The sequence below is a fragment of the Agrobacterium sp. Azo12 genome, from assembly GCF_029193765.2.
Taxonomy (GTDB): Bacteria; Pseudomonadota; Alphaproteobacteria; order Rhizobiales; family Rhizobiaceae; genus Agrobacterium.
Genome location: NZ_JARFYO020000001.1, coordinates 298,165 through 311,160 on the forward strand (window position 1 = coordinate 298,165; position 12,996 = coordinate 311,160).

Here is a 12,996-nt window from a genome sequence, read left to right on the forward strand (position 1 = left end):
CATTCCTCACTGCGCCGCCGGTACATAGCCGGATGCGTATCGCATGATTTCTTCCTGGTTCGTTTCGGCCGTCTTCAAGACACCGGTGATCTTGCCTTCATGGAAGACGGCAATACGATCGGTCAGACCCAGCACTTCCGGCAATTCGGAACTGATGAGAATGACGCCAATGCCCTGTGCGGCCAATTCGTCCATGATTTTGTAGATGGCAAATTTCGCACCCACATCGATACCGCGGGTCGGTTCATCGAAGAACAGGATGCGGGATTCGCGGAACAACCATTTGCCGATGATGATTTTCTGCTGGTTACCACCGGATAGCAGACGAACGGTCTGCTCGATCGACGGCGTCTTGACGTTGAGAAGATCGACATATTTGCGGGCAATCTCATTGTGCTTAGCAAAATCAATCACGCCAAACTTGCTGGAAACCGCTTCCATGTTGGCAAGCGTCGTATTGGCTGCCACCGACATCTTCACCGCAAGACCATCACTTTTGCGGTCTTCGGAGAGATAGGCGATCCCTTCGCGGATAGCATCCTGCGGGGTGCGAATATCAAGAACGCGGCTTTCAAAGGTGATCTCGCCGGAATCTAGCGGATCTGCACCAAAAATCGCACGCGCGACTTCAGTACGACCGGCGCCCATCAGCCCGGCAAAGCCGAGAATTTCACCGCGCTTCAACTCAAAACTGACATCCTCGAATACGCCCTTGCGGGTCAGTCCCTTGACGGCAAAGATAACCTCGTCGGTCGGCGTGGATGTGCGCTCAGGGAATTTTTCCTCCAGTGACCGGCCAACCATCTGGGCAACGATATTATCAACCGTTGTTTCAGCAAATTTGGCAGTGGAGATATAACGACCGTCACGCAAGATGGTGACGCGGTCAACGATCTGAGCCATCTCGTCCAGACGGTGAGAAATATAAACGATGCCGACACCGGACCGTTTAAGGTCATGAATGACCTTGAACAGCAGGGTGGTTTCCTGCTCGGTCAGCGACGAGGTAGGTTCGTCCATGATCAGCACTTCGGCATCCAGAGACAGGGCCTTGGCAATTTCCACCATCTGGCACTGCGCAACGGAAAGGCCACGCACCGTCTGGTCGGGATCAATATCGACACCCAGACGATCAAGACAGCGCTTGGCATCGGCGCGCAGTTTTTTGCGATCGACCCAGAACCCACGACGCGGCTCGCGCGCCAGATAGATGTTTTCCGCCACACTGAGATGCGGAATGAGGTTCAGTTCCTGATGGATGATGGCAATGCCGGCCGCTTCGGATTCGAGCGGCGAGGAATACTGAACCTTGTTACCTTTGTGAATGATTGTACCTTCAGTCGGCTGATAAACGCCGCTGACAATTTTCATCAATGTTGATTTTCCGGCACCGTTTTCACCACAGACCGCATGCACTTCACCGCGCACGAGATCAAAATGTACGCCCGACAAGGCCCGAACACCGGGGAATTCCTTGGTGATATTTTCGAGGCGCAGTAGGGTTTCGGCAGCACCGGCAAAGCTATCGCCAGGCGTATTTGCGCCTACGATATTGAGTTCGCCTTGTGACATTTGAGATCCTCCATGCGCAACCACGCTCCACCCGGTTGCCTTCAATCGGAGGCAATGGTTAGGCCGCATTTTTTTATTGGTCAAGCCAATTATCGCAAAACTTCGAAATCGGCCTTATAGCAGAAAATGATGAACCGCAATAAATCTATATAATTCAATACATTAAACTTATTCTTGCCTATTGTCACACTTATAGATACGGTAAGGCCAAATTTCGCAAACTTAAAATGCTCATACTCAACGAGATAATTGGCCTGACCAAAAACATGGAAACACGCCGCCTTTACCAGCAGATTGCCGATCAAATCCGTGAGTTGATCGATCAGGGCGAATTTCAGCCCGGATCGCGCCTGCCAGCGGAGCGGGAACTGGCCCAGAAACTGGGTGTTTCACGGCCATCCCTACGCGAAGCACTGATTGCACTTGAAATCGACGGCAGCGTTGAAATTCGTATGGGGTCTGGCGTCTATGTGTCTGCGGAGCCCGCGACCACCACATGGCAGACCAAGTCGATGGGCGACAGCCCGACCGAGCTGATGCAGGCGCGTGCCGCCATTGAGGGTGCAACCATCGTTTTGGCCGCAAGCCGTATTACGCAGGAAGCACTCGTTACGCTTCGCCAGTTACTGGACGGCATGAAAAAGGAAATCGATCTCGGCAAAAAGCCGCTCGATCAGGATCGACTGTTTCACATTACCATTGCTGAACAATCGCAAAACAGTGTGTTGGCCCGTATGGTGGCTGAGCTTTTTGACGAACGCCACAGTCCTATTTCCGCCCAGTTTCGCGTCCGTTTTGAGGACCGTGAAACATGGACACGCGCCCTGAATGAGCATGAAGCCATTCTGGCCGCCCTTGAAATGCGCGATCCACTGCTTGCGCAAGCTGCGATGCATAGCCATCTCGAAAGCTCAAAGCAGCGCTGGATCGAGAACTGAGTAGCGCTTTTGCGCAGACATAGACCGGGAGGAGGAAAATCCCCGTGACAGTGCATGATAAAGCATTAAATTCCGAGCCAACCATCCTGCTGAACATCAACGATAACGTTGCTGTGGCCCGCAGATCCATTCCTGCAGGAAACCCGACCGGCAGGGGAGATCTTGTCGCACTCGACCTGATCGGCCGCGGACACAAGGTTGCGCTGAAGGCCATCAAGTCTGGCGAAGAAGTCCGTAAATACGGTCAGGTGATCGGTATTGCCACCCAGGACATTGAGCCCGGTCGTCATGTACACCTGCACAACCTTGCCATGGTACCCTCCGAGCATGCGCACCAGTTCAGCGTCGATATCGAGGAAACCGGCATGCTGCCGGAAGCCGAACGCCGTACATTCATGGGCTACGATCGTGGCCTTGGTGGCGCTGGTACCCGCAATTACATCGGCGTCATCGCGTCCGTGAACTGTTCCGCCACCGTCTCCCGCTACATTGCCGACTACTTCAACAAGCAGGGCGGTCTGGACGGTTTTGACAATGTCGACGGTGTCGTTGCGCTGACCCATGGTGGGGGGTGTGCTCTCAACACCAAGTCGGAAGGGTACCGACTGCTGATCCGCACCATTCAAGGTTATGCACGTCATCCCAATTTTGGCGGCATTCTGCTGATCGGCCTCGGCTGTGAAACAAACCAGATTGCACCCATTCTCGAACACTACCGGATGGAGGAGGGTGAGCGTCTGCGCACCATGACCATCCAGCAGCATGGCGGCACCCGCAAGACCATTGAGGCAGCGATTGCCCAGATCAAGGACATGCTGCCACTCGTGAATCAGGCCAAACGCACCCCGCAGCCACTGTCCAAACTGAAACTGGCACTGGAATGTGGTGGTTCGGACGGTTATTCCGGCATTTCTGCAAATCCGGCACTTGGTTACGCATCCGACCTGATCGTGCGCAATGGTGGCACCACGGTGCTTTCGGAAACGCCGGAAATCTATGGTGCCGAACATCTTCTGACACGCCGTGCCGTAACGCCAGCGGTTGCCGAAAAGCTTCTTGAGCGCATTGACTGGTGGCGCGACTATACCGCGCGTAACGGAGACGAACTGAATAACAACCCGTCGCACGGCAACAAGCTCGGCGGCTTGACCACCATTCTTGAGAAATCTCTGGGTGCCGTGGCCAAGGGTGGTTCGATGCCGCTGAAGGCGGTGTATGAATTTGCAGAAACCGTTATCGAACCAGGTTTCGTGTTTATGGACACACCCGGCTATGACCCCGTTGCTGTAACCGGCCAGGTTGCCGGCGGCTGCAACGTCATCTGTTTCACGACAGGACGTGGATCCGTATCCGGCTTCAAGCCCTCACCTTGCATTAAAATCGCGACCAACACTGAAATGTTCGAACATATGCAGGAAGACATGGATCTGAACTGCGGTGAAATCGTCACCGGTGTCGAGAGCATTGAGGAAGCAGGGGAACGAATTTTCGAGCGGATTCTTGCTGTCGCTTCCGGCGACAAAACGGTCAGCGAAATTTACGACTATGGTGATAACGAGTTTGTGCCGTGGCAAGTCGGCGCTGTGACCTGATAGGCGTGAAACATTGAAATCGCCACAAAATGGAAAAAGGCCCGGATCTGTCCGGGCCTTTTGATTATTGCTGTGCTGGGGCCTCTCCCAATAAAGGCAGGGAGAAGCCGCGCTATGCTTAGTGACGGAAGTGGCGCATGCCAGTGAAGACCATCGCCACGTTATGCTCGTTGGCAGCGTCGATCACTTCCTGGTCACGCATAGAACCACCCGGCTGGATGACGGCTGTTGCGCCGGCAGCAATCGCAGCCAGCAAACCATCTGCAAACGGGTAAAACGCCTCAGAAGCAACCGCAGAGCCTTTTGTCAGCGGTTCGGCAAGGCCAAGCGCCTTGGCCGCATCTTCAGCCTTCAGGGCTGCAATACGTGCAGAATCCACGCGGCTCATCTGGCCTGCGCCAATACCCGCTGTCTGACCATCCTTGGCGTAGATAACGGCGTTGGATTTAACATGTTTTGCGACCTTGAACGCAAACTTCATGTCTTCCAACTCCTGGGCAGTCGGCGCACGTTTTGTCACAACCTTGAGGTCGAGGTCTTCCACCATGCCATTATCGCGGCTCTGAACCAGAAGGCCACCGGAAACGGTCTTGGCTGCTAGGCCACGCGAACGCGGATCTGGCAGACCACCGGCCGACAGCAGGCGCAGGTTTGGCTTGCGCGCTACGATGGCCTTTGCTTCTTCCGTAACGTCAGGAGCAATGATCACTTCCGTGAACAGCTTGACGATTTCTTCGGCCGTCTGCGCATCCAGTGTCAGGTTAAGCGCAATTACGCCACCAAATGCCGACACAGAATCGCAGGCGAGGGCCTTTTTATAGGCCTCAAGCATGGTTTCACCGGTTGCAACGCCACATGGATTGGCGTGCTTGATAATGGCACAGGCCGGACCGTTGGACGCCGGAAACTCACCCACCAGCTCGAAGGCAGCATCCGTGTCATTGATGTTGTTGTAGGAAAGCTGCTTGCCCTGCAACAGCGTTGCTGTGGCAACGCCGGGACGCTTCTCCCCGGTCAGGTAGAAGCCCGCGCTCTGATGTGGGTTTTCACCATAACGCATCTTTTCTTTCAGGACGCCACCAATTGCGCGGTAATCAGGTGCTTCAATTTCTAGCGCATCCGCGAACCAGTTCGATATCATCGCGTCATAGGCAGCTGTGCGAGCATAGGCCTTGGCAGCAAATTTCTGGCGCAGCGCGTAGGTTGTCTGGCCGTCATCAGCCTTCAGTGCATCCAGCAAAGCGCCGTAGTCGGACGGGTCAGTGATAACTGTGACATAAGCATGGTTCTTGGCTGAAGCGCGGATCATGGCCGGGCCACCAATATCGATATTCTCAACCGTTGTCGGGTAATCACCGCCCTTGGCGCGAACTTCCTCGAACGGGTAGAGATTGATGACGGAAAGATCGATGCCTTCGATACCGTGCTTTTCCATGGCAGCGACGTGATCGGCATCATCACGGATCGCCAGAAGACCGCCATGCACATTCGGGTGCAGCGTCTTGACGCGGCCATCCATGATTTCCGGAAACTTCGTGACGTCAGAAACGTCGGTAACCGGCAAGCCAGCATCGGCAATAGCCTTCGCGGTTCCACCTGTCGACAGCAGTTTCACACCCATTGAAGCCAGTGTGGTGGCGAGTTCGATGATGCCGGTCTTGTCCGATACGGACAAAAGTGCCGTGCGAATTTTGACTTTATCCGGGGCGGGGATTTTCTTGGAAACAACAGCCATCGGCTCACTCCGTATAGGCAGGAAAATCAGCCGGAAGCAGAGACCGGCGGTTGGGGTCGCGTTAGCACACCTTCCCACGGGAATAAACACGAATCAGGCAGTCATTCAGGCCTTACGGTCTAAAAACCAGCGTATTTCGCGTACTTCGGGAACGTCGAAAGCCACTTCAATCTGTTGCGACCGGCGTGGGCCGGACACATTTGCCATGAAGATATCATCGGTAATGGCAAGGGCTCGGCCGGGAACTGAGAAATGCCAGCGGGTACCATCAGGTGCAGTCAGAACTACGGTTTCATCATTGAGCTGGCTAAGTTCGATCAGGGGATGAACATGGAAGCGCGCAACAGCCAGCAGGCTTTCAGGAATATGTTTGTTGTTCTTGCCAGCTACAGAGACAATGTCACGACCCCGGATACGTGTTCCAGCCTCATTCATATCCACTTCGCGCTCATGCAGGTAACCAAAATCGGCAACATAACCGTCATGCTTTGCGGAAACAATGTCGTTTTTATTAGGCCCAGTCGTACGGTTGACCATCACCTCGCGGGCACCTTGCACCATGATTGGTCCGAGAAATGCTGAGCGGGAAAACCGGCATGACGACGTATCGGCCAAGGTCACAGTCGACTGGGCCGCCGTGGAGCGTGCCAGTTCTTTCAGTTCGACGCTGCCATTTTCCGGAGAACCCGAATTGACGATAAAGCGATACCGTCCTGCAGACATCTCAAAAGACAGACAACCGGCATGGGCGGTTGATGACAACTCAACAGACAAAGCCCGGCCAGTGTCAATCAGCACAGTTGTGTCTCCGGCTACCAAGCGCTGATAGGCCATATCAGGCAGTTCACGCGTCGTTAGCCCAGCGGTGTCGTCATACCGCAGTACAGCCGCCAGTTCGTTGGCCAACGTGCTCGTGGCGCCGTTAAACAGACCTAGATCACCATCTTGATGCCTGAAAAACCGCAATGCCGGAAATATTCGGTCAATTGCGGAAACAAGCCCGGACGGAACAGTGTGTCCGAGATTAATGTAGCTGTGACGCAGCGGCAGCAAATCCAGCAAAAGATCGAGAAGGACCCGCGGATTGCGTGAAACATGGCCACCATCCGGCAGGACCTGACGTTCCATTTCACGACTTAATCTTCTGGCCTGACGCGACACCCAGGATTGTTTGCCAGACATACAGATTGAGGCGACAGCCAGCGCGATATGAATTCGCAAGCGAGTTTCACCGTCGGGCGCAAAGCGGGCGATCATGCCGAGATAACGCACATGAAAACCCAGTGTCTTCATGAAGCGGCGATAGAAACCACTTTCGGCGTCATTCAGTACAACAGGAGAATGAGACAGGAGCGCAATCAACCGCCTGGCCGCAATGTCCGGCTCCCACGCCAGACCACGCGCTCTTCGCCCGTGCAGCGCCATCCATTCGGCTACCAGTTGGCGGGCCTTTGCGCAGCATTCATTTGTGCGGTGAGCACGAACATGCCGCAACCATTCAAAGGAATAGAGGCTCTCTGCAAAGGCCAGATTTGGCAATTCATCCGCAAAAACCGAAACACCATCCAGCTCGTAGACCCGGCCAGCCAAAACGATACGACCATTCAGCAATTCTTCCGCAACGAACGGATCAACGGCATGTAAATCTGTCGGTGCTGCAACCAGCCCATCAGGCGCAGACACCCCGGGTATCAGGACCATACGCAAGCCGGCAACTCGTATACGCGCACGACGGTAGAGGGTTTTCATAAAAAACCCTGCACTTCCGTAACCGTTGGAGTTAGACCCTGCCAAACCGTTTTTCCCGTCTATACGGTCTCATGCCTGATTTTAAGGATTTGCACACGAAACAAATAATTTAGCAATCAATCACATGATTCGTGATTGATTGCATAATCTTTTTAAGGCACGGAATTTCAAGAAAAAAATCCGACATCAGTTTTTCAGACGTGGAAATCCGTCAGGCTTTGCTTATTTTCTACGCAGCACGGTGGCAAAAAATCCATCGGTTCCGCCAAGCATATCAGGCGTTGTGCGCAAATCGCCGTCGCCGTTGACGGCAGCTTCCAAACCTGGCCAATTTTTTTTGTCCACAGGCACACGTTCCACATCGGTGCTGTCTTGCAGCACGCGGGAAATCATGTGCTCACCCTCAAGAGGGTCAAGCGAGCAGTTGGAAAACACCAGAATGCCACCTGGCTTTACCAGTGAAATAGCGTGGCGCAGCATTTTCTCCTGGAGCCCGGCGAGCTTTTCAATGTCTTCCGGTCCTTTTGTCCATGGAACATCAGGATGTTTACGCAGGGTTCCTGTTGAAGAGCAGGGCGCGTCAAGCAGCACCACATCAAAAGGTTCATCTGTGGTGAACGTCAACAGGTTGCTTTCAACCGTGTTGGCTGCAAAACCGAGACGCTCCAGATTGCCGCGAAGTCGCTTCAAACGGTTACCCGATTGATCAAGGGCCGTCACGTCAGCTCCAGCCAAAACAAGCTGTGCGGTCTTGCCACCAGGAGCCGCACAGAGGTCAACCACCCGTTTGCCCTTGATGTCTCCCATCAATCTGACTGGAAGGCTGGCAGCTGCGTCCTGCACCCACCACTCGCCCTGCGTGAAACCCTCGAGATCAGGGATCTGCCCTTCAAAGGCGCCAAGACGTACTGATCCCGTAGCCAGTACCTGACCGCCAAATTTCTCTGCCCAGACTTCTGGATTAGATTTCACCGTAACGTCGATGGTCGAAGGCCAAAGCTGTGCCTGCGCAATCTGCTCGGCTTTTTCTCGACCATAGGCCGAGACCAACCGGTCAAAGAACCATTCAGGCAGCACCGGCACGGTGGAAATTCGTTCCTTGATCTCCTCCTTTTCGCGGCCGAGACGACGCAGAAGGGCGTTGACCAATTTTACGAAACGCCGATTACGAGGATCGCGATGAGCTTGCTCTACGGCAAGATCGACAGCAGAATGGTCGGGTACATCAAGGTAGAGCATCTGCGTTACACCGACCACCAGAACGTGATGCAGCGACCGCGCGCCTGATGGCAAGGGATTATCCAGCAACATGGATATCGCCGCATCAATACGCGGCAGGTGACGAAGGGCTGTGTTGATGATGGCGCGCACCAAACCACGGTCAGCCGCATTTAGCGCCCTATAGGCCGGATTGCCTGTTTCAGCATCCAGCATACCATCAAGCGATGTTTTCTTATCGATGACAGCAGACAGGATTTTGACAGCAGCATTGCGGGTTTCTAGACCCGGCTTGTTGTCAAACTGCTGTCCACCGTCCTGATCGCTACCTGCTCTTGGATTGTCACGCCGTTTGTTGCGGTGAGGTGTTTTTTTGGCGTGTTCTGCCGTCAAGACCATGGTCCTTTGCGTTCATTGTTTCCGCCCCGTCCCCAGCCGGTGGAGGGTACAGAACGTGTCTTACGCTCGGCATTAGCACTTGTGGCGGGTGGCGTCGATGGCTGGGAAAATTCGTTTGCCATTGCCTGCAGCGCAGCGACACGATTGTCAGTATTCGGGTGCGTGGAAAACAGGTTGTCCATTCTCTCACCCGATAGCGGGTTGATGATGAACATATGCGCAGTCGCCGGGTTACGTTCGGCATCCTCATTGTGCAGACGCTGTGCAGCGCCAGAGATTTTCTGAAGCGCTGAGGCCAGCCATAAGGGATTGCCACAAATCTCGGCACCACGACGGTCAGCGGAATATTCGCGAGTCCGGCTGATCGCCATCTGAACAAGCATGGCCGCCAGCGGCGCAACAATCATGGCAACCAGCACGCCAATGAAACCGAGCGGATTGTTGTTGTTGCGATTGCCACCAAACAGAAACGCAAAGTTTCCGAGCATGGAAATAGCACCGGCAAGGGTTGCCGTAATCGTCATGGTTAAAGTGTCACGGTTTTGGATATGGGCAAGCTCGTGGGCCATGACCCCTGCAACCTCTTGCGGACTCAACCTTTGCAGAAGGCCCGTAGAGGCGGCCACAGCTGCATTTTCAGGATTGCGGCCCGTAGCGAAGGCGTTTGGTTGCTCGCTCTCGTAGATATAGACCTTCGGCATTGGCAGGCCGGCATTCTGCGATAGATCGCGGATCATCGTAAAAAACTCTGGCGCGTTGCGCTCATCAACCTCCTGGGCGTGATAAGCCGACAACACCATCTTGTCCGAGTTCCAGTAAGAAAACAGGTTCATACCCGCCGCGATGACAAGTGCGATCATCATGCCGCCCTGTCCGCCAATCAGAAAGCCGACCCCCATGAACAAGGCTGTCATGAAGGCAAGAAGCATGGCAGTGCGCGCAAGATTCATCCGTTGTCTCCATTTTACGATGTGTTCGATACGGCCATTTGCCGTTCGATTGTTCCTCGTGTAATTTGGTTATGATAATCCGCTTTTCAATATCAGACTGCCAAAGGCGCGAAACCATGCAGAATGCAGATAACGACAACTTGTTCGACGAGAACGAAAAGAACCTCGCAACACGTAAATTGTCGCCAGCCGCCAAACGAGCCCTGCAGGAAGCAGAAGAGCGCAGAAAAGCGCAACAGGAACTGGAGCTGCCGGCGGAGACCGGCGGGCGAGGCGGCGCTGAGCCCGTGCGATTTGGCGATTATGAAATCAACGGCCGTGCAATTGATTTTTAATTCGGCGTTTCACGTCGATCAAAATAGCGTGAAAACAAAGACTTAAACGACTGTCGCTACGTAGCACATCTCATTAAGACGTCATTAACCATATAAAACCCGCACCAACGTCGATGCGGGTTTGCAATTAAATCATTTCATTTTCGAAACAATATCAGGCGCGTTCCAGAAGCTTGCAGACAGCCTCAAGCTGCTCCAACGTTTTATAGCTGATACGGATCTGGCCGCCAGACGCTTTGTGATTGATCTTTACATCCAACCCAAGTGCATCCGTCAGTGAACGCTCCAAAGCCAGAGTATCTGAATCCTTGGTTTCCGGTACGGACTGCCGCTGAGGTTCACTCTGTCCCTTGATGTCATTTTGCGCCAAACGCTCAGCGTCACGAACGGACAAACCCTTTGACACGATCGTTTTTGCCAGGCCCGATGGATCAGAGGTCGAAACCAACGCACGTGCGTGACCGGCAGACAGGGAACCCTGTGCCAACATGTCACGAACAGGATCCGGCAGTTTCAACAAGCGCAGGCTGTTGGCAACATGGCTTCGGCTTTTACCGATAATTTCGCCAAGATCGTTTTGTGTATAACCATGCTCAGCAATAAGCTGATCGTAACCTAAAGCTTCTTCAAGCGGATTAAGGTCTGAGCGCTGGACGTTTTCAACAATCGCCAATTCAAGCGCTGTTCGATCGTCCACGTCACGAATAATAACTGGGATTTCTGTAAAGCCCGCTAGCTGCGCAGCACGCCAGCGACGTTCACCAGCGATGATCTCAAAACGGCTGGGTTCAACGGTACGCACCACAACCGGCTGCACGATGCCATGTTGACGAATAGAAGCAGCCAAATCCTGCAGTTCGCTTTCATCGAAATGCCGGCGCGGGTTACGCGCGCTGCGGGCTATGAATTCGATGGGAACATTTCGATCGGGATTGACCGTACGCTGCGTATCTCCCGAGGGCAGGGGCTGATCCATCTCACCGATCAGGGCTGCCAAACCGCGGCCAAGCCGACGTTTTGAAATATCGTCACTCATGCATGTCACTCCGTACTATAAACTTGTCCGTCACGCCGCCTTACGCAACCGCTCGCGCTGGATAACTTCCGACGCAAGCTGAAGATAGGCCTGACTACCCGCGCATTTCAGATCGTAGAGAATTGCAGGCTTACCATGAGATGGCGCTTCCGAAACCCGAACATTGCGAGGAATAAGCGTATGATAGACTTTTTCCCCAAGGTGGGTACGCACATCGTTAACAACCTGCTGGGCCAGATTGTTTCTCGCATCAAACATCGTCAATACGATACCCTGGATATCGAGAGTAGGATTGACAGTCTGCCGAACCTGATTGACGGTATCGAGCAACTGACTCAACCCTTCCAACGCAAAGAACTCGCACTGAAGTGGCACCAATACCGAATGTGCGGCGGCCATAGCATTCATGGTCAGTAGATTGAAGGATGGCGGGCAGTCCAAGAGAATATAGGAATAGGTTTTCGCCTGTTCGCTCGACAGGGCGGCCTTCAATCGAAAAGCACGGTTGGGCAGATTCGCAGCTTCCATTTCGAAGCCCAGCAAGTCCATTGTGGATGGCACAATATCAAGATTGGGAACAGCTGTTGGGACGACAGTCTCACCAATCGTATTGCTACCAATCAGCAAGTCATAAGACGAAAGTTTGCGGTCGCGGCGATCGATACCCAAGCCAGTACTGGCATTACCCTGCGGATCGAGGTCAACAATAAGAACACGTTCCCCAATTGCCGCGAGTGCCGTTGCAAGATTGATGGCTGTCGTTGTTTTACCAACGCCGCCTTTCTGATTTGCAATGGTGATAATTCGGTTTTTTTCAAACATAATGCCGCACACCCAGAGAATACATCATTATTGAGATGTAAGACGGCTGATTTCCAGAACAACGGAATCTGCCTCAACAACACTGGAATGTTTTATCAGATCAAACTGCCAACGACCACGGGCTTTCGTGATCTCACTTTGGTAATCCCGGCCTTTATTAAAAAAAGCCCTCACTTTTTCGGAATCTTTGGCCCAAGGATGCATATATTCGAGCAAAAGATCGAGGTCAGCGAGCGCGCGTGCTGAAATCACATCGCAATGCGGAATGATTTCAGGCGCTTTTTCGATGCGAATGGGGTGAACACTGCCCCTTGCACCGGTCTCAGCCAGAGCAACACGCAAGAAAGCCGCTTTCTTATTGTTGCTTTCAACCAGATGAACCCAGCCATCATTGAGTTCAGCCAGGAAAATCGCTGTGACAACGCCAGGAAGTCCGCCGCCACTGCCCAAATCAACCCACGTCTGCGGTTGTGGGCTTAGCTGAAAAATCTGCGCGCTATCGGCAATGTGCCGACTCCAGATTTCCGATATGGTGGACGGCGCTGCGAGATTTGTTGTTTTATTCCACTTTTTAAACAGCTCAACATAATGTGTGAGTCGTTCATGTGTTTCACGTGAAACACTTTGGCCGTTTATCTGCATATAAAGAC

The 12,996-nt window shown here is 53.4% G+C and carries 11 protein-coding genes; 3 read left to right on the top strand and 8 right to left on the bottom strand.

Translation table 11 applies throughout. The annotated features are described in order from the left end of the window. Nucleotides 1-6 precede the first annotated feature (6 nt). Nucleotides 7-1,572 carry a sugar ABC transporter ATP-binding protein gene (locus PYL13_RS01280; RefSeq protein ID WP_250984151.1) on the bottom strand — a complete coding sequence of 522 codons (1,566 nt, stop codon included), beginning with the start codon at nucleotides 1,570-1,572 and terminating at the stop codon, nucleotides 7-9. 227 nt (nucleotides 1,573-1,799) lie between these two features. Between PYL13_RS01280 and PYL13_RS01285 the strand changes: the two genes are divergently transcribed. Together PYL13_RS01285 and PYL13_RS01290 are read left to right on the top strand one after the other, a co-directional pair. Next, the gene (locus PYL13_RS01285; protein ID WP_275643430.1) at nucleotides 1,800-2,510 is read left to right on the top strand and encodes a FadR/GntR family transcriptional regulator; all 711 of its coding nucleotides are present in this window, start codon (nucleotides 1,800-1,802) and stop codon (nucleotides 2,508-2,510) included. A 50-nt stretch (nucleotides 2,511-2,560) separates the two neighbouring features. After that, nucleotides 2,561-4,102 (top strand): UxaA family hydrolase, encoded by a 1,542-nt coding sequence (locus PYL13_RS01290; RefSeq protein WP_275643471.1) that lies wholly within the window; start codon nucleotides 2,561-2,563, stop codon nucleotides 4,100-4,102. A 118-nt stretch (nucleotides 4,103-4,220) separates the two neighbouring features. Here the strand turns inward: PYL13_RS01290 and purH are convergent, their stop codons facing one another. The 4 genes from purH to htpX form a co-directional block, all read right to left on the bottom strand. Next, nucleotides 4,221-5,837 (bottom strand): bifunctional phosphoribosylaminoimidazolecarboxamide formyltransferase/IMP cyclohydrolase, encoded by a 1,617-nt coding sequence (purH, locus tag PYL13_RS01295; RefSeq protein WP_275643431.1) that lies wholly within the window; start codon nucleotides 5,835-5,837, stop codon nucleotides 4,221-4,223. Nucleotides 5,838-5,942: 105 nt separating this feature from the next. After that, nucleotides 5,943-7,586 (bottom strand): heparinase II/III family protein, encoded by a 1,644-nt coding sequence (locus PYL13_RS01300; protein WP_441296613.1) that lies wholly within the window; start codon nucleotides 7,584-7,586, stop codon nucleotides 5,943-5,945. A 222-nt stretch (nucleotides 7,587-7,808) separates the two neighbouring features. Further along, a complete protein-coding gene (locus tag PYL13_RS01305; protein ID WP_275643432.1) occupies nucleotides 7,809-9,203 on the bottom strand; it encodes an RsmB/NOP family class I SAM-dependent RNA methyltransferase in 1,395 nt (464 codons plus the stop codon). After that, a complete protein-coding gene (htpX, locus tag PYL13_RS01310; protein WP_275643433.1) occupies nucleotides 9,194-10,153 on the bottom strand; it encodes a zinc metalloprotease HtpX in 960 nt (319 codons plus the stop codon). The genes PYL13_RS01305 and htpX overlap by 10 nt, the downstream gene beginning before the upstream one ends. A gap of 116 nt (nucleotides 10,154-10,269) precedes the next feature. Here htpX and PYL13_RS01315 point away from each other — a divergent pair, with 116 nt between their 5' ends. Then, a complete protein-coding gene (locus tag PYL13_RS01315; RefSeq protein WP_275643434.1) occupies nucleotides 10,270-10,488 on the top strand; it encodes a DUF1674 domain-containing protein in 219 nt (72 codons plus the stop codon). A gap of 154 nt (nucleotides 10,489-10,642) precedes the next feature. Here PYL13_RS01315 and PYL13_RS01320 read toward each other — a convergent pair whose 3' ends face one another. Genes PYL13_RS01320 through rsmG form a run of 3 tightly spaced genes read right to left on the bottom strand, consistent with a single transcriptional unit; the run spans nucleotide 10,643 to nucleotide 12,988 of the window. Then, a complete protein-coding gene (locus PYL13_RS01320; RefSeq protein ID WP_275643435.1) occupies nucleotides 10,643-11,524 on the bottom strand; it encodes a ParB/RepB/Spo0J family partition protein in 882 nt (293 codons plus the stop codon). A 30-nt stretch (nucleotides 11,525-11,554) separates the two neighbouring features. Continuing rightward, entirely contained in the window at nucleotides 11,555-12,349 is a 795-nt protein-coding gene (locus PYL13_RS01325; RefSeq protein WP_275643473.1) for a ParA family protein, read from the bottom strand. Nucleotides 12,350-12,373: 24 nt separating this feature from the next. Continuing rightward, the gene (rsmG, locus tag PYL13_RS01330; RefSeq protein WP_275643436.1) at nucleotides 12,374-12,988 is read right to left on the bottom strand and encodes a 16S rRNA (guanine(527)-N(7))-methyltransferase RsmG; all 615 of its coding nucleotides are present in this window, start codon (nucleotides 12,986-12,988) and stop codon (nucleotides 12,374-12,376) included. Between the last annotated feature and the right edge of the window lie 8 nt (nucleotides 12,989-12,996).